The following is a 15,833-nucleotide window of genomic DNA, read 5'->3' on the forward strand; positions in this document are numbered from 1 at the left end:
TGAAGCGGATGAATCTGAGAGATGTGCCGGACGAGGTGTACGTGGCGCTCGCTGAGGGTGCTGCGGCGAGCCATCAGTCGCTGAACGCGTTCGTGGTGGAAAAGCTGACAGAGGTCGCGCAGGTGCTGAACATCGGCGACTACCTGGCGACCTACGATCCACCGAGCGGGACGGGAGTCACGCTGGAGGACGCGACGGCTGCGGTGCGCGAGGTGCGGGACGCCTCGTGAGTCTCGCTGTTGTTGATGCGTCTGTTCTCGCCGCGTTCTACTCCGCTGATGATCCACGGCGTCAGCAGACCGTTGCCCGCTTGTCCGCTGGGCACGCTCTCTTCGCTCCGGCTCACCTCGACGTGGAGGTGGTCTCCGCACTCCGCACGATGGCACGGAACAACCCTGCGTTGACTGCTGCCGCGCCCTCTGCACTTCTGCACCTTGCCGGGTTGCCCGTACGTCGCATGCCTCTGGCGTCGCTTCTGCCCCGCATGTGGGAACTCGGGGACAACATCACCCCCTACGACGCGGCCTACGTCGCCCTGGCGGAGCAGCTACGTGCCACGCTGATCACGTGCGACGTGCGCTTGGCCTCCGCTCCCAGGGCCAAGTGCACGTTCGACGTGATCTCCTAGCTCAGCTTGTCCACGATCTGCTTGGCCGTGTTCGACGGGATCGCGAACCCGATCCCCACGCTCCCGGCCTCCCCGCTGCTCGACGCCGGCGAGTAGATCGCCGAGTTGATCCCGATCAGCTCACCGGCCGCGTTCACCAGCGCGCCACCGGAGTTGCCGGGGTTGATCGACGCGTCGGTCTGGATCGCCTGGTACGACACGGAAGACGCGCGGCGCCCCTCGCCCGGCACGGTCACCTTGCGGTCGAGCGCCGAGACGATTCCGGTCGTCACCGTGCCCTGCAGGCCCGACGGCGAACCGATGGCCATCACCGCGTCACCCACCTTCACGGAGTCCGAGTCCGCCCACTTGATCGGCGTGAGACCGGAGACCCCGGTGGCCTGCACCACGGCGAGGTCGGAGGCCGGGTCCGTGGAGACCACGGTGGCCGGCACCTCGCGGCCGTCGTTCAGCGTCACGGTGAGGCGGCCGCCGGACGACGCCACGACGTGGTTGTTGGTGAGGATCTTGCCGTCCGCGGTGAGGATCACGCCGGAGCCGAGGCCGTTGGCGACGTTCACCTGGACCACCGACGGCAGGACCGCCGAGGCGGTGGTGGTCCAGTCCACAGTGGACTGGTTGGAGACCGTCTGTGCTGCCACGGACGACGACGCGGCGGGGGAGTCCGGCGAGGCGATCACCGCTCCGGTGACGCCTCCGAACAACCCGGCGACGAGTGCCGCCGCGGTCAGCATCGGGGCCGTGCGGCGCCAGAACTTCGGCGCCGGGGCAACGGCGGGCTGCGGTTCCACCAGTGACCCGCTCATGGCGGGGAAGCTCTGCTCGGTCATGACTCCACGATGGACCGCCATCATGTGAACAACCTGTGCGAAAGCCCGAAGAAACCCTGATAAGAACTAGCTGAGAAGGAGCTCGGAAACCTCTGAGGTCGTCAAGGACGGCCCGAAGTACGGCCCCTGCGCGCCGGTCACGCCGAGCTCGGCCAGCTTCGACGCCTCTGCCTGCGTCCGCACGTCCTCGGCGTACAGCGGCACCCGCAGGATCGAGGCCCACCGGAGCAACGCCACCGAGGCGCTCTCGTCGACCGGGTTCGCGCCGGTGTCGAGGCCGTGCACGACGCCGTCGGCGAACTTCACGCCGCTCAACGGCAGCAGGCGCAGCCGGTCGATGCCCACGTTGCCGCCGTTCATCTGGTCCAGCACGAGCCCGACGCCGCGTTCGGCGAGGATGGTCAGCTCCTCCAGCTGCTCGTCGGTCAGCAGCGCGGGCAGGTGCTCGTGCAGTTCGAAGCGCAGCAACGACGCGGGGAGCCCGGTGTGGTCGAGCACTCGGGCGACCTCGGCGACGAGCTCCGGCTCCTGGCACAGCCGCGGCGGCAGGTCGAGGGAGAGCACCGGCATCCGGGACCCCAGCGCCTGGTGCCACTCGCTCGCCTGCGTGCAGGCTTCCAGCAGCGCCCAGTGCACCAGCCGGACGATCATGCCGTTGTCGGACGACTGGTCGACGAAGATGCCGGGGCACAGCACGCCGTGGGCCGGGTGGTCCCAGACGATCTTCGCTTCCAGGGCGAGCACGGAACCGTCGGCCAGCGAGTGCACGGGCACGTAGTCGACGCGGAACTGGCCCTCCTCCAGCGCGCCGGGGATGGACGCCGCGAGCGCGTACCTCTCCTTGTCGCGCAGGTCGCGTTCCCTGTCGTACAACGCCCACTGCGCCTTGCCGTCGCGCTTCGCCCAGCCGACCGTGACGTCCGCCGCGCGCAGCAGGTCCACCGCGTCGCCGCCGCGGGCCGCGCGCGCCACGATGCCGATGCTGGTCGTGACGCCGACGCCGTTCGCGTCGATCCAGAGCGGTTCCTCGAGCTGCTTGGTGAACTCCTCGACCAGCGCGATCACGCCGCGCACGTCACGCGGGTCCTTGATCAGGACGCCGAACTCGTCCTCGCCGATGCGCGCGACCTTGCCGACGTCCTCCGGGAACACCGACCGCAGGCGCGTCGCGACGTGCATCAACACCTTGTTGCCGACGTCGTGCCCGAACGCGTCGTTCACGCCGCGGAACCCGTCGATGTCGACCTGCACCAGCGCGAGCGCCTCGGGGCCCTTCGACCCGACGGCACCTTCGAGCCAGCCGAGGAACTGTGCCCGGTTGGGCAGCCCCGTCTGCATGTCGTTGAGGCTCTGCCGCACGAGCTGCGTCTGCAACGCGCGCATCTCGTTCATGTTCTCGATCATCGTGACGAAGTACGGCTGCGCGTCCTCCTGCTCACGCACGACCGAGATCGCCATGTGCGTCTGGATCGTCTCGCCGTCGCTGCGGATCATCCGCTTCTCGACCCTGATGGCGTCGAAGTCGGACGCGATCAGCTGCTGCGCCAGCTCCCGCAGCGCCGCCCGGTCCTCGGGGTGCACCAGGTCGCCGCCGTGCATCGTGCGCAGGTCGTCGCGCCGGTAGTCGAGCATCGTCAGCAACGCCTCGTTGACGTCGATGATGTCGCCCTTGAGGCTGCTGACGACGATCCCGAACGCGGAGGCCTCGAAGATCGCCCGGAACTTGGCCTCGCTCGCCCTGACCGCGATCTCGGCCCGGCGCATCGAGTTGATCGCGGCCGTGCGGCTGATCTCCTGCTGGTCGAGCGTCCGGTCGCGCAGCCCCTCCGCGTACCCGGCGGCGAGCGCGCCCAGCTGGGCCGGCGTGATCGGAGTGGTCTCACCCAGGTGGGTGAGCGTCTGCTCCAGCGTGGTCGAGGAGATGAAGTCGTGTTCCACCATCGAGCGCCCGACCTGCCGAGCCGCGTCCACACCACCGGTGAGCAGCTGGTCGACGTACCCGCCGAGCAGCTGCTCGAGCTTCTCGCGAGTCAGGTTCGCGAGAAGGGTGCTGGAGATCGCCGCCGCCCAGCGAACGGCGGGCTCTTGGCTGTCGACCATGTTCATTCAGCTCAGGTGGCCATTCGTGGGGACCGGGGTGATCTGCTGATCGATCGTCGGACGCCAATCGATACGCCTGTGCGACCCACTTCCGCCGGGCTCGGTCGAACGGGTGACAGCCCCGTGCGGTACCACCACCGGGTGTGGGTCCAACGCTCAAGCTTACTGATCACGCATCACGTGTCCAACCGAACCCCGATTCCCGGCCGCGATTCATGGGTTTGCCCATGAATTCACTCGTTTGAACTAATGAATCGCCTTCTCGAAGGCGAGCGGGCCAATGGTGAGCGGGTCCGCGTCCACGTCTGACAACGGCGTGCACCCGGTCGCGAGGTACAGCCCTCTGGCCTCCTGGCCCGCGTCAGGTGGATCCAGCGGTACCCGAACGTGCGCACCTGGGTCTCAGCCCGGCGCGCCCGCCCGCGTCTGCGGTGCCGGGAATGCGTCCAGATCCTTTTCAGCTCTGCGGCCTCGGGGTCGTAGCGCACCAGCGCGTTGGAGTTGCCCGCGCCGCCCGTCGCCTTCGTCCTCGGTGTCCACAGTGCACGGTCGAACCGCTCGCCGCGTTCCGCGACCGCCAGAAGTCGTTGCGAGCCGGTGTTCTCCGCCCTCGGCGTTCCGGCGGAACGACGTCCTGGCACGGGAGATCCTGCGGACGCTAGGCGACGGAGGTGTAGCGCCCCTGGTGCCGCACCAGGGGCGCGGCGATGTCGGAGTGCGTGATCTCCAGCGGTTCCCCGACGAGCGCGATGTGGTCGCCCACCGCGATCCTGCGCGCGGTCCGGCACCGCAGCCGCACCGGCGCGTCGAGCAGCCACGGCACGCCGTCGTCGTCGGGCCGCCACCGCGTGCCCTCACCGAACCGGTCGGCGCCCTTGGTGGCGAAGAGGTCCGCGAGCGCGGTCTGCGCGGTGTCGAGCAGGTGGACGGCGAACAGCGGCGCCGTTCGCAGCACCGGCCACACCGAAGCGCCTTCGCCGATCCACACGACCACCAGCGGTGGTTCGAAGGAGGCCGAGGTGAACGACGACACCGTGGTGCCGACCGGGCCGCCGTGCCCGCTGGCCGTCACGATCGTGACGGCCTGGGCGTGGTGCCTCAACGCGTCGCGCAGCTGTTCCTTCACCGCAGCACCTTCAGTCCGTCGAGGTCGAAGTCCGTGACGTCGGCGGGCAGCGAGGACTCGTTGAGGAACAACGCCTGCGGCACCAGTGCGCCCAGTTCGGCCAGCACCGGGCGCAGGTGCACCTCGACGGCCAGCGCGTGCCGGTCCGACGCGGCGATCTGCAGCGGTAGGACTACCTTGCCGCGCAACCACCCCGACGGCGCCTGGTCCAGCACGGCCTTCAACAGTCCGGTGTACGCGGCCTTGTACGTCGGAGTCGCGACCACCAGCACGTCGGCCCGCCCCAGCGTCTCCAGCGCGGCCTTGATCGTCTCCGGTTCCGTGAACACGGCCGGCGCGAGCGTCGCCGCGTCGACGACAGGGCCCTCGACGGGAACGCCCAGCGTCGAGGCGAGGGCCTCGCGCAGGGCGAGTGCCGCCTGCAACGTGCGCGAGGCGGGCCGCGGGTTGCCGACCAGAACACCGATCTGCGTCATGCCTTCAGCACAGTCGCGGGCCGGGCCACGGTCAACCCGCGTCCACCACGCGGGAACACTTGCGGTTTCAGGAAACCGCGTCGGCCGCCGCACGTCCGGCGACACGTCCGGAGAAGAGACAGCCGCCCAGGAACGTGCCTTCCAGCGCGCGGTAGCCGTGCACGCCGCCACCACCGAACCCGGCGGCCTCACCGGCGGCGTAGAGCCCCGGCAACGGCTCACCGGACGTGTCGAGCACGCGCGACGACAGGTCGGTGTGCAGGCCGCCCAACGTCTTGCGCGTGATCACCGACAGCCGCACGGCGATCAGCGGTCCTGCCTTCGGGTCCAGCAACCGGTGCGGCTCGACGACCCGGATCAGCTTGTCCGTCAGGAAGTGGCGTGCTGCGCGGATCGCGTTGACCTGCATGTCCTTGCTCAGTCCCGCGGTCACCTGGCGGTCGCGTTCGACGATCGTCTTCTCCAGCGCGGCGGCGTCGATCCGGGAGTCGCCCGTCAACGCGTTCATCTTGCGCGCCAGGTCCGCGACCGTGCCTGCCTGGATGAACTCCTCGGACTTCTGCGCGAACGCCTCCACCGGTGCCATCGCGCCCGGCAGCGCGCGCTTGAGCACCGCGCGGGTGTCCTTGCCCGTCAGGTCGGGGTTCTGCTCGGAGCCCGACAGCGCGAACTCCTTGCCGATGATCCGCTTGTTCAGCACGAACCACGAGTGCCCGTCGCCGCGCGAGGTGATGTGCTGCAACGCTCCCAGCGCGTCGAAGCCGGGGAACAGCGGGATCGGCAGGCGGTTGCCGTCCGCGTCGAGCCAGAGCGGCGACGGGCCGGGCAGGATGCGGATGCCGTGCCTCGACCACACCGGCGCGTAGTTCGCGATGCCCTCGGGGTAGTGCCACATGCGGTCGGCGTTGATGATCGAGGCCCCGGCCTTCTGCGCCACCTCCATCATGTGCCCGTCCACGAAGTCCGGCACGCCCGCCAGCATGAACTCCGGCGGCTTGCCCATCCGCTCCGGCCAGTTGCGCCGCACCAGGTCGTGGTTGCCGCCGATGCCGCCGGACGTGACGATCACGGCCTGCGCCGACAGCGAGAAGTCTCCGACCACCGTGCGGGAGCTGGGTTCGGCCCTGCCGACCGCCGACGGCTCCAGCACCTCGCCGGACACGCCGTCGCACACGCCGTCGCTGACGTTGAGGCCGGTGACGCGATGCCGGAACTTGAGCGTCACGAGTCCTTTCGCGACACCTTCCCGGACCCGGCGCTCGAACGGCTCGACCACACCGGGCCCGGTGCCCCAGGTGACGTGGAACCGCGGCACCGAGTTGCCGTGCCCGTCGGCCAGGTACCCGCCGCGCTCGGCCCACTGCACGAACGGGAACCAGCGCACTCCCATGTCGTGGAGCCACGAACGCTTCTCGCCGGCGGCGAAGTCCACATAGGCCTGTGCCCACAGCCGGGGCCAGTGGTCGCTGTCCCGGTCGAACGCCGCGGAGCCCATCCAGTCCTGCAACGCGAGGTCGTGCGAGTCCTTGACCCGGAGCCTGCGCTGCTCTGGAGTGTCCACCATGAACAGCCCGCCGAACGACCACCAGGCCTGGCCGCCGAGCGTCGCCTCCGGTTCCTGGTCCAGGAGGATGACCTTGCGACCCGCGTCCGCGAGCTCTGCGGTCGCGACGAGACCTGCGAGGCCCGCGCCGACGACGATGACATCCGCGTCATGTGCCATCGGCCGAGCATAGATCCACCGCAGGTCGCAGACGAGACCTGAATCTATTTCACTTTCTGGGGAGAGATCACGTGACGTTCCGACCGGCTTCCGAGGTGGGTTTCAGCACCAAGTCCACGCGGTTCGTGGCACCGGGCTCGGTGACCAACGGCGAGTTCGGCCTGTTCGAGTGGCGGATGGACGCTCGCCAGCCCGGTGCGCGCCCGCACTTCCACAAGACGTTCTCCGAGTCGTTCTACGTGCTCGAAGGCGAGATCACGCTGTTCGACGGCGAGGAGTGGATCAAGGGAGGTGAGGGCGACTTCCTCTACGTGCCGCCGAACCGGCCCCACGCGTTCCGCAACGACAGCGACGCCCCCGTGCGGATGCTGATCCTGTTCTCACCGGGGATCGCCAGGGAGAACTTCTTCCTGGAGGTGGGGGCCGCGAAGGGGCTGCCGCCGGAGGAGCTGGAGGCGTTCTACGCCCGCCACGACCAGTACAACCTGCCCGGCTGAGGGTGCCGCCGACCGCCACTACCGGTGAGGGGGGTTTCCGGTGTGCCGGTCGACGGCGGGTTGGCCGCGGCGCGAGCGCACACGCCTGCGGAAGGGCTTTTCCGACCTGGGGGTGCCGGATCGCCCTGGCGCGGGCTCGAGCGCCAGCGGCCAACCACATTGTTGAACGTACAACCGGACGGCGGTGTTCCGGTCCGCTTCAGCTGTGACCGGGCTCAATTCCTTCAGGTTCCCTTCAGCTTCGGCCGGGGTATGTCACGAGGTGTGACGGCCGAACTGCCCACGATCACGAACCTCGCCGAGCTGGCCGACCTGCTCGGCGAGGACGTGTACGTGCGCTGGTCGAAGGGCCCGGAGGCGGACGCCGCCTCGACGTCGCGGGACTCGCTGACCGGGGTCGAGCTGCCCGGGCTGTCGGCGAGCCCGCTGCACGTCGAGCCGTGGTGGGGCGACCGTTCGCGCCGGCTGTGGGTCGCGCGCCGGCTGTTCGACTACCGCCACCTGCGTGAACTGCGCGGCCCGGACGTCCGCGCGTGGGTGCTGAGAGGCGACGAGGTCGGCAGAGGCCGGACAACGAGCCCCTGGTCCAGTGCCGCGAGCCGATCGCGTGGGTGGCCGACAGCGCGCTGCGGGAGTGCGAGGAACTGGTCGGAGCCCAGCACTCCGAGGAGTGGGGCCCGCTCGACCGGGCTAGCTCAGATCGCTGAGCTTGCGCTCGGCGGCCTTGCGGGCCTTCTCCGCGCCCGCCGTCACCCGTTTGGCCTCCTCCAGCCGTTCGGCGGCCCGGTCGAACGCCCGCTGCGCCACCAGCTGGTCGGCCTGGGCCTCCCCGAGGGCCTGCTCGGCCTCGTCCAACGCCTGCTGGGCCTCCGCCAGCTTGCGCTCCTGCCGTTCGCGCCGCTTGCGGGCCAGCGCGTCCTCTCCGTCGTCGCCCGCCGGTTCGGGTGCCGGCAGCGCGAACCCGAACCCGGAGTACTCCAGCGCCTTCGTGAGGTGCCCCGCACGCACCTGCTCGGCGGACTCGGGGTCGGCCATCGCGGCGGTCAGGGTGTTGCGCACCTGCGTGACGGCGTCGTCCGCGAGCGGGCCCGTCAGCTCCAGCGTGCGGTAGACGAGGGCCTCCATCAGCTCCTTGCGCTTGCGACCGAGCTCGCGCATGGTCAGCTGCGCCGTGGAGAGGCCCAGAGCCTCCTCCAGGCCGTCCGGGTTGTCCCTCACCAGCCGGTTGACCGCCCAGGCGCCCACGGTCGGCTTGCGCAGGTCCGCGATGGCCTTGGCGAGGTCCTTGTCGTCGGTCTGCTTGGCCGCGGCGTTGCGGGCCGCGGTGAACTCCTTCGGGGGCAGCCCGTAGAGCTCGTCGGCGACCAGCTTGAGGTCCATGCGCGCAACGTAGCGCCTGAACAGCCCCCAGTCGTGCCGAACAACTCAACGAGGTGAGGGCGGTGCGCGTCTTCAGTACCAACGGCTCGGGTACACAGGATGGAGAGATGCACACCAGGTGGAGATGGGTCCTCTTCGGGCTCGGCGCGGGCGTCGCCGCCGGTGGGCCGATCGCGATGGCGGGAGGCCCCTGGTACGGCTACGTCTTCGGCGGTCTGTGGTCCCTCATGGGTGGCACCGTGGCGTGGCGCAGTTTCACCATGGGCACGAAGCTCACGGGTGAAGGCATCACGTCGAACAGCCTCGACCGGCGCACCACCGTTCGGTGGTGCGACGTTCACGCGATCGAACCCGCGCGCAGACGCAACCTGATCTTCTTTCACACCATCGCGCCCGTCGTCCGCACGCACGGCGGCAAGGAAACGCTGACCGAGCTCAGCCTGCTCTCGGTCAAAAAGGACTTCGTGCCCGAACGGACCGCGAAGCAGGTCGCCGAACTCCAGCGGGCGCTGAAAGCACATCGCGGCAAGTGTCCGGCGTGTGGGGCGCAGCCGAAAGAGCTCCAAGCCGCCCAGGGGATCGTCGGCCGCCTGCGGTCGCGATTGCGCTCGCTAATGGGCAGAAATAGTGATCAGCCCATCGCTCGTTGACGGGATCCTGTTACACACCAACGCCGTTCACCGTTGACGCAGGCTTGACATTCCCCTCCATCAGCTCTTGACTGGAGAGCGGTTGCTCGTTCCACGGCAAAGTGGAAACGCGCGGCACCAAATGTGCGCGCGGACAAGCCGCTGAACAGTCCAATGTGGATCTGCGAATTCGGCTGAGAAGACGATTGCCCCTCGTCAGGTGAAGAGATGTGCTTCTGAGCACTCTTTACCCCACGAAGGGCACATGCGCCGTGAAGAACTGGAGACGCCGCACCGGAACGGTCTTGCTGACCGCGGTGCTGGGCACTGCCGGGTTCGGCTTCGCCGCCACCCCTGCAAACGCGCAGAACGCTCCGCAGCAGGAAAAGCCGGCTGCGGACAAGCAGCTCGACAAGACCGACCGCGAGCTCGTCGACGAGGCCGCCCGCCAGGGCAAGCCGACCGTCGACCTGCTCGTCGCGGCCGAGAAGGGCAAGACCGACGCCGCGGTCAACGACCTGAAGGCGCTCGGCGCCACGGTCCAGAAGACCGAGAAGGACGTCGACTACGTCAAGGTCACCATCCCGCGCGACAAGGCGGAGAAGGCGGCCAAGCTGGCCTCGGTCAACACCGTTGACGTGGACGGGCTGATCGCGCTCGACGACCCGCGCCCGCAGGGCATGGAGCAGCCGGCGCCGCAGAACGCGCCGGACGCGAAGACGCCGCGCACCAACCCGTACATGCCGACGCAGGACACGCAGGCGGCGCAGTTCGCCGTCGCGCACCCGCAGTGGGACGGCCGCGGCACCACGATCGCCGTGATCGACTCCGGCATCGACCTGGACACCCCGGCCCTGCAGAAGACCAGCACCGGCGAGCGCAAGATCGTCGACTGGTACAACGCGAACGCCACGAACTCCGGCGACGGCACCTGGGTCACCATGACCAAGACGGGCGTCACCGGCAAGTTCACCAACGGTGGCCGCGAGTGGACCGCGCCGGCGACGGGTGGCCCCTACTCGTTCGGTCTCTTCAAGGAGACCGCGGGCGACCTCGGCACCGCGGCGTCCGAGACCGGCGGTGACATCAACCGCGACGGTGACAAGCTCGACTCGTTCGGTGTCCTCCAGGACATCACGACGAAGGAAGTCTTCGTCGACGTCGACGGTGACGGCGACTTCACCAACAACAAGCGGATGCTCGACTACAAGGTCAAGCAGGACGTCGGCTTCTTCGGCACCGACAACCCCGCCACCCCCGTCGCGGAGCGCATGGCGTTCGTCGTGCAGACGGACCGCTCGATCTACGACAACCAGGGCACGCCGTACGTGAACCTGGGCATGGCGGCCGCCGCGCACGGCACGCACGTCGCCGGCATCACCGCCGCCCACAAGCTGTTCGACGGCAAGGCCGCCGGTGCCGCGCCGGGCGCGAAGCTGATGGCGGTCAAGGCCTGCCTCTCCACGCCGTCCTGCACGAGCTCCGGTCTGATCGACGGTGTCCTCTACGCCGCGCGCAACGGCGCCGACGTCGTGAACATCTCCATCGGTGGCCTCCCGGCGCTCAACGACGGCAACAACGCCCGCGCCGAGCTCTACAACCGCACGATCAACGAGTACAACGTCCAGATCTTCATCTCGGCGGGCAACTCGGGTGCGGGCGCCAACACCGTCGGTGACCCGTCGGTCGCCACGGACGCGGTGAGCGTCGGTTCGTACATCACCAGCGCGACCTGGCTCTCCAACTACGGCTCGAAGACCGCGCAGAAGCAGAACCTGCACGGCTTCTCGTCGCGCGGCCCGGCCGAGGACGGCGGCTTCAAGCCGAACATCGTCGCGCCCGGTTCGGCGATCTCCACCACGCCGCGCTGGCAGCCGGGTGGCCCGGTGGCGGGCACCTACGCCCTTCCGCCCGGCTACTCGATGTTCAACGGCACCTCGATGGCCGCCCCGCAGGCGACCGGTGCCGCCGCGCTGCTCGTGAGCGCCTACAAGGCCGAGCACAACGGCGAGAAGCCGACCAGCGCCGAGCTGCGTTACGCGATCCAGCGCAGCGCGAACTACGTGAGCACCCTGGGTGCCTACGAGCAGGGCGCGGGTCTGTTCAACACCAACGCCGCCTGGTCGCTGCTCGACAAGCACGGCGTGCCGAACAAGGTCACCACCTCGGTTCCGGTCAACACCGTCCTCAGTGGACTGCTGGCCACCCCGAACGTCGGTGTCGGCATCCACGACCGTGAAGGCGTGACCGCGGGCCAGGAGTACACCCGCACCTACACGCTGACCCGCACCACCGGTCACGACCACGACGAGGTCTGGAACGTGTCGTGGAAGGGCAACGACGGCACCTTCAAGGCCGCCAAGACCGTGACCCTGCCGTTCAACAAGCCGGTCCAGTTCCCGGTGAAGATCAAGGCAGCGTCCGCGGGTGCGCACAGCGCCGTTCTGCAGCTCGACGACGTCGAGACGCCCGGTGTCGACGTGCAGACCCTGAACGCGGTGTTCGCGGCGGAGAACTTCAACACCGCCAACAAGTTCTCGGTCACGAAGTCCGGCACGATCGCGCGCAACCAGTCGACCAGCCTCTTCGTGAACGTGCCGAAGGGCACGACCGCGCTGAAGATCGACATGAACGCCGGTGGCGCCGAGGCCGGCAAGGGCCAGGTCCGCTTCCTGCGCTTCACCCCGCAGGGTGTTCCGCTCGACGTGACCAGCTCGACCAACTGCTACAACCCGGACGCGGGTGCCGGCTGCTCCGGTGGCACGCCCACCAGCCGCACGGTGACCAGCCCGATGGCCGGTGTGTGGGAGATCGTGGTCGAGGCGCGCCGCACCTCCGACGCCGACTCGGCGCCGTACTCGGTGACCGCGTCCGTGCTCGGCACGGCGATCAGCCCGAACCCGGACGTCATCGCGTCCGCGGCCGCCGGCGTGCCGGTCAACCGCAGCTACCAGGTCACGAACACGCAGGCCGCGTTCAACGGCCGGCTCGTGGCGGGTGCCGTCGGCAGTGCCAAGACGGGCCGTGAGTCGATCGCGGACGGCGAGACCAAGCTCTACGAGATCGACGTGAAGGCCGGTGCGACGCAGCTGGTCGCCACGATCGGCAACCCGTCCGACGGTGGCGCCGACCTCGACCTGTTCGTGCTCAACTGCACGTCGGGCACCTGCGTGGTCGCCGGTCAGTCCGCTGACGGTGACTCGGAGGAGTCGGTGACGGTCAACAACCCGGCCGCCGGCAAGTGGGTCGTCCAGGTCGACGGCTACGCGGTGCCCGCGGGCACCACGCAGTACGACTACATCGACGTGTTCACCTCGGCCGGTCTCGGCACGCTGGCCGTGACCGACACCAACGCCGACCGGGCCGCCGGTGCGTCCTGGACGGTGCCGGGTGTCATCACCCCGCTCGCCCAGCCCGCCGCCGGCCGCGTGCTGCGCGGTGTGCTCGAGGTGCGCACGGCGGACGAGAACGTCGTCGGCAACGGCGCCGTGATCGTCCAGACCGTCAGCTAGTCCCCGGGAACACGCGGAAAGCCCCAGGATTCACGAGATCCTGGGGCTTTCTACGGTTCAGGGAGCTTGTTGCCCAGCGGTTCGTCCAGATCCACTTTGGACACACCGGTGATGAGGTACGCGTCTTCCACCTTGTCCACCGGCATCTCGGCCCGCAGGTAGCCGATTCTGGGATCGCGCGACTCGACGGTCGCGCCCAGCTTCCTCAGTGCCTGCTCGACCTCCCCGTCACGTCCCGGCTGCACGGAGATCATCAGTGGCACGGTGAGGTAGCCGTCGCGTTTCGCCTGCTCGAGCCGGGTCTTGTCCGGCTTTGCTGATGACACGGTCGGGGCCTCCGCGTACGTCACGGCTGGAGACCCGTTCGTACCACAGCTTCCGAGTGCCAGCGCGCAGAACGCGACGGCGAGCGGTCTTCTCATGTGGCTAGGACGGAGCGGGCTCCGTGAGGGGTTGCATCTTCGTTTCCGGGACCACGAGCATCAGCACGACCACGCCGCCCACCACCACGACACCGATCACCGCGAACGTGAGCGGCAGGCCGAGAACCGGCCAGAGGATCGCGCCGAACAGCACCGGAACGAACCCGGCCCCGATCCGGCTGATCGTCGACGCCCAGCCGAAACCGCTGGCCCGCAGGTGCGTCGGGTACAGCTCCGGCGCGAGCGCGTACAGCGCCGGGATCGCGATCTGGATGAGCGCCCCGTAGAGCGTGATCCACGCCTTCGCGGCCGTGTCCACGTTGATCTGCACCGCGAACATGACCAGGGCCACCGACGCGAGCGGCGCCGTCACCGCGATGACCCACTTGCGCCCGAACACGTCCACGAGCCACGCGCTGATCAGCGCGGCGACCACGCCGACCGCCACGGTGCCCGTCGTGACCATGAACGCCGCGTACGTCCCGTACCCCTGCGCCTTGAGGATGCTCGGCAGCCACGTGACGGCGCCGTAGTACAGCAGGAAGACGGCGAGGAACATCAGCCACATCGCGCCGGTGCGCCGCGGGTCGAACCGCCAGATCTCCTTGAGCTGCGAGAACATCGTCCTGGGGGAGAGGCGCTGGAGTTGGCCGGGGTCGGGAAGCCGCCAGTCCTCCTTCGGCGCTCCGGTCTTGGCCAGCAGGTCGTCGATGACCTTCTTGGCCTCCTCGGGGCGGCCCTTGGCGACCAGGAACATCGGCGACTCGGGAACGCCGCGCCGGATCCAGAACAGCAGGAGCGCGGGCAGCACCATCGTGAGCATCAGCAGCCGCCAGCTGCCCAGGCCGGCGAGGAAGGCCGCGGTGAGCCCGCACAGCGTCGCACCGAGCGGCCAGAACCCGTCCATGGCCGCCAGCACCCTGCCCCTGACCTTCGCGGGCGTGAACTCGCCGACCAGCGCGAAGTCCACCGGGATGCACCCGCCGAGCCCGACCCCCGCGAGGAACCGGAACACGCAGAACGTCACGAAGTCCTGCGACGCCGCGCCCGCCACCGTGAACAGCGAGAACATCAGGATCGTGAGGCTGAACGCCTTCTTGCGCCCGATGGTGTCCGCGATCGCACCCCACGTGAACGCGCCGATCGCCATCCCGATGAGGTTGGCGGTGCCGACCCACCCGCGTTCGCCGAGGCTGAGGCCCCACTCGGCGCTGACCAGCGGGATCAGGAAGGCGTTGAGCGTGACGTCCCAGGCGTCGAACAGGAACCCGAGCCCGCCGATGATGAAGATCGTCCCCTGCGCCCGCCACCGCCACGGCAGGCTCTGCACGACCTGGTCCCCGGTCCTCATGCGCCCAGTGTGGGGCAACGCGCTACTGCCTGGGTCCCGCAAACGCTTGCTCCCGCAACGCCCCGTCCGCGCTCTCCCCGAACACCCGAGCGTCCGTGTGCTGGTCACCGGCGGGCTGCTGCCGTGCGGCCCGCGTGACGGTCCGCGTCCGCACCTGCGGCAACGCGCCGTCGTGGTACCGCTGCACCCAGTCGACCAGGTGCTCGCGGGTGAGGCACCGCAGGTCCCACAACTTCCCGGCGTCGGCCGCGCTCACCAGCGCCCTGAGGCGCACGAACCCCTGGGTCGCGGCCGTCACCTGCAACACGGACACCCGCCCGTCCCACAGGTCGCTGCCCTCCAGCATGGACCGCATCTCCTGCCGCATCGGCTCGACCGGCACCGTCCAGTCCAGGTCCAGCTCGACGGTCCCGAGCAGCGCGGACTGCGTGCGCGTCCAGTTCTCGAACGGCGTCTTGAGGAAGTAGGAGGTCGGCAACACGAGCCGCCGGTCGTCCCACAGGTGCAGCACCACGTACGTCAGCGTGATGTCCTCGACCCGCCCCCACTCGCCTTCGACCACGACGACGTCGTCGAGCCGCACGGCGTCGCTGAACGCGATCTGCATCCCCGAGATCACGTTGCCCAGCAACGACTGCGCCGCCAACGCCGCCACCGCACCGATCACAGCCGCACTGGCCAGTACGGTCGACCCGACGGCCCGGGCCCCGGGAAAGGTCATCAGGATGGCCCCGACCGCCAGCACGCCGATGACCACCAGCGCCAGCCGCCGCACGAGCGTGACCTGCGTGTGCACGCGCCGCGCGTGCCGGTTGTCCGTGACGTCCGTGCGAATCCGCGACAGCGAGAGGTCCACGAGCGTGCTGATGAGGGCCGACAGCAGCCACGCACCGGCCAGGATCAACGCGATGCCCAGCGCGTGCAGGGTGACCGGGGCGTCGACCGGGTAGGCGCTCAGGCTTGCCTGGGCGGCCAGCAACGCTCCGAACACCTGGCCTGGCCGGTACATCTTCCCGCTGTGGGTGAAGCGGCGCACCAGCCGGTGGACCACCTCCACCGCGAGCAGTGCGAAGGCCACGGAACAGCCCATGACGACGAACAGCACGGTCCCTCCTTCCGGTATCGGGACGGGGTACCCGGCGTCTGGGGACCGGAACAC

The 15,833-nt window shown here is 69.2% G+C and carries 14 protein-coding genes and 1 pseudogene; 6 read left to right on the top strand and 9 right to left on the bottom strand.

Annotated elements, in window-relative coordinates; translation table 11 throughout:
• Nucleotides 1–8 precede the first annotated feature (8 nt).
• Complete coding sequence (locus tag AOM45_RS10855; RefSeq protein ID WP_156093806.1) at nt 9–230, top strand: hypothetical protein; 222 nt, start codon at nt 9–11, stop codon at nt 228–230.
• Complete coding sequence (locus tag AOM45_RS10860; RefSeq protein WP_035910135.1) at nt 227–628, top strand: type II toxin-antitoxin system VapC family toxin; 402 nt, start codon at nt 227–229, stop codon at nt 626–628. The genes AOM45_RS10855 and AOM45_RS10860 overlap by 4 nt, the downstream gene beginning before the upstream one ends.
• Here the strand turns inward: AOM45_RS10860 and AOM45_RS10865 are convergent.
• From AOM45_RS10865 to AOM45_RS10885, 5 genes are all read right to left on the bottom strand, one after another.
• Nucleotides 625–1,458: a S1C family serine protease gene (locus AOM45_RS10865; RefSeq protein WP_030467515.1), complete on the bottom strand. Its 834-nt coding sequence runs from the start codon at nt 1,456–1,458 to the stop codon at nt 625–627. The genes AOM45_RS10860 and AOM45_RS10865 overlap by 4 nt on opposite strands.
• Before the next feature lie 66 nt (nt 1,459–1,524).
• Nucleotides 1,525–3,558, bottom strand: a complete 2,034-nt coding sequence (locus AOM45_RS10870) for a putative bifunctional diguanylate cyclase/phosphodiesterase (protein WP_162185654.1) — start codon at nt 3,556–3,558, stop codon at nt 1,525–1,527.
• 658 nt (nt 3,559–4,216) lie between these two features.
• Complete coding sequence (locus AOM45_RS50720; RefSeq protein ID WP_030467513.1) at nt 4,217–4,684, bottom strand: flavin reductase family protein; 468 nt, start codon at nt 4,682–4,684, stop codon at nt 4,217–4,219.
• Complete coding sequence (locus tag AOM45_RS50725; RefSeq protein WP_035910129.1) at nt 4,681–5,160, bottom strand: NADPH-dependent FMN reductase; 480 nt, start codon at nt 5,158–5,160, stop codon at nt 4,681–4,683. Before AOM45_RS50725 ends, AOM45_RS50720 begins: the two co-directional genes overlap by 4 nt.
• Nucleotides 5,161–5,227: 67 nt before the next feature.
• A complete protein-coding gene (locus AOM45_RS10885; RefSeq protein WP_030467511.1) occupies nt 5,228–6,883 on the bottom strand; it encodes an FAD-binding dehydrogenase in 1,656 nt (551 codons plus the stop codon).
• Between the two features lie 71 nt (nt 6,884–6,954).
• On the opposite strand from AOM45_RS10885, the gene AOM45_RS10890 reads away from it, so the two are divergent.
• Together AOM45_RS10890 and AOM45_RS52770 are read left to right on the top strand one after the other, a co-directional pair.
• Nucleotides 6,955–7,380 carry a cupin domain-containing protein gene (locus tag AOM45_RS10890; RefSeq protein ID WP_051783304.1) on the top strand — a complete coding sequence of 142 codons (426 nt, stop codon included), beginning with the start codon at nt 6,955–6,957 and terminating at the stop codon, nt 7,378–7,380.
• A 252-nt stretch (nt 7,381–7,632) separates the two neighbouring features.
• Nucleotides 7,633–8,087 (top strand): annotated as a pseudogene (locus AOM45_RS52770) (DUF6098 family protein).
• Here the strand turns inward: AOM45_RS52770 and AOM45_RS10895 are convergent.
• A complete protein-coding gene (locus AOM45_RS10895; protein ID WP_051783302.1) occupies nt 8,071–8,760 on the bottom strand; it encodes a hypothetical protein in 690 nt (229 codons plus the stop codon). The pseudogene AOM45_RS52770 and the gene AOM45_RS10895 overlap by 17 nt on opposite strands.
• A gap of 107 nt (nt 8,761–8,867) precedes the next feature.
• Here AOM45_RS10895 and AOM45_RS10900 point away from each other — a divergent pair, with 107 nt between their 5' ends.
• Nucleotides 8,868–9,410: a hypothetical protein gene (locus tag AOM45_RS10900; RefSeq protein WP_030467508.1), complete on the top strand. Its 543-nt coding sequence runs from the start codon at nt 8,868–8,870 to the stop codon at nt 9,408–9,410.
• 251 nt (nt 9,411–9,661) lie between these two features.
• Nucleotides 9,662–12,901 (top strand): S8 family serine peptidase, encoded by a 3,240-nt coding sequence (locus AOM45_RS10905; RefSeq protein WP_030467507.1) that lies wholly within the window; start codon nt 9,662–9,664, stop codon nt 12,899–12,901.
• A gap of 50 nt (nt 12,902–12,951) precedes the next feature.
• On the opposite strand, the gene AOM45_RS10910 is transcribed toward AOM45_RS10905, so the two are convergent.
• The 3 genes from AOM45_RS10910 to AOM45_RS10920 all read right to left on the bottom strand — a co-directional run bounded on the left by AOM45_RS10910 (nt 12,952) and on the right by AOM45_RS10920 (nt 15,779).
• Nucleotides 12,952–13,227, bottom strand: coding sequence for a hypothetical protein (locus AOM45_RS10910; protein WP_156093805.1), 276 nt, complete (start codon nt 13,225–13,227; stop codon nt 12,952–12,954).
• Between the two features lie 100 nt (nt 13,228–13,327).
• Nucleotides 13,328–14,674, bottom strand: coding sequence for an MFS transporter (locus tag AOM45_RS10915; protein WP_030467505.1), 1,347 nt, complete (start codon nt 14,672–14,674; stop codon nt 13,328–13,330).
• Nucleotides 14,675–14,696: 22 nt separating this feature from the next.
• Complete coding sequence (locus AOM45_RS10920; protein ID WP_236703292.1) at nt 14,697–15,779, bottom strand: mechanosensitive ion channel family protein; 1,083 nt, start codon at nt 15,777–15,779, stop codon at nt 14,697–14,699.
• Between the last annotated feature and the right edge of the window lie 54 nt (nt 15,780–15,833).

It is taken from the genome of Lentzea aerocolonigenes, from assembly GCF_000974445.1.
In the GTDB taxonomy this organism is placed as follows: Bacteria; Actinomycetota; Actinomycetes; order Mycobacteriales; family Pseudonocardiaceae; genus Lentzea; species Lentzea aerocolonigenes.

Coding starts and splice junctions, on each gene's coding strand:
- AOM45_RS10855 (WP_156093806.1), top strand. CDS start 9: ATGAATCTGAGAGATGTGCCGGACGAGGTGTACGTGGCGCTCGCTGAG.
- AOM45_RS10865 (WP_030467515.1), bottom strand. CDS start 1,458: ATGACCGAGCAGAGCTTCCCCGCCATGAGCGGGTCACTGGTGGAACCG.
- AOM45_RS10870 (WP_162185654.1), bottom strand. CDS start 3,558: ATGGTCGACAGCCAAGAGCCCGCCGTTCGCTGGGCGGCGGCGATCTCC.
- AOM45_RS50725 (WP_035910129.1), bottom strand. CDS start 5,160: ATGACGCAGATCGGTGTTCTGGTCGGCAACCCGCGGCCCGCCTCGCGC.
- AOM45_RS10885 (WP_030467511.1), bottom strand. CDS start 6,883: ATGGCACATGACGCGGATGTCATCGTCGTCGGCGCGGGCCTCGCAGGT.
- AOM45_RS10895 (WP_051783302.1), bottom strand. CDS start 8,760: ATGGACCTCAAGCTGGTCGCCGACGAGCTCTACGGGCTGCCCCCGAAG.
- AOM45_RS10900 (WP_030467508.1), top strand. CDS start 8,868: ATGCACACCAGGTGGAGATGGGTCCTCTTCGGGCTCGGCGCGGGCGTC.
- AOM45_RS10915 (WP_030467505.1), bottom strand. CDS start 14,674: ATGAGGACCGGGGACCAGGTCGTGCAGAGCCTGCCGTGGCGGTGGCGG.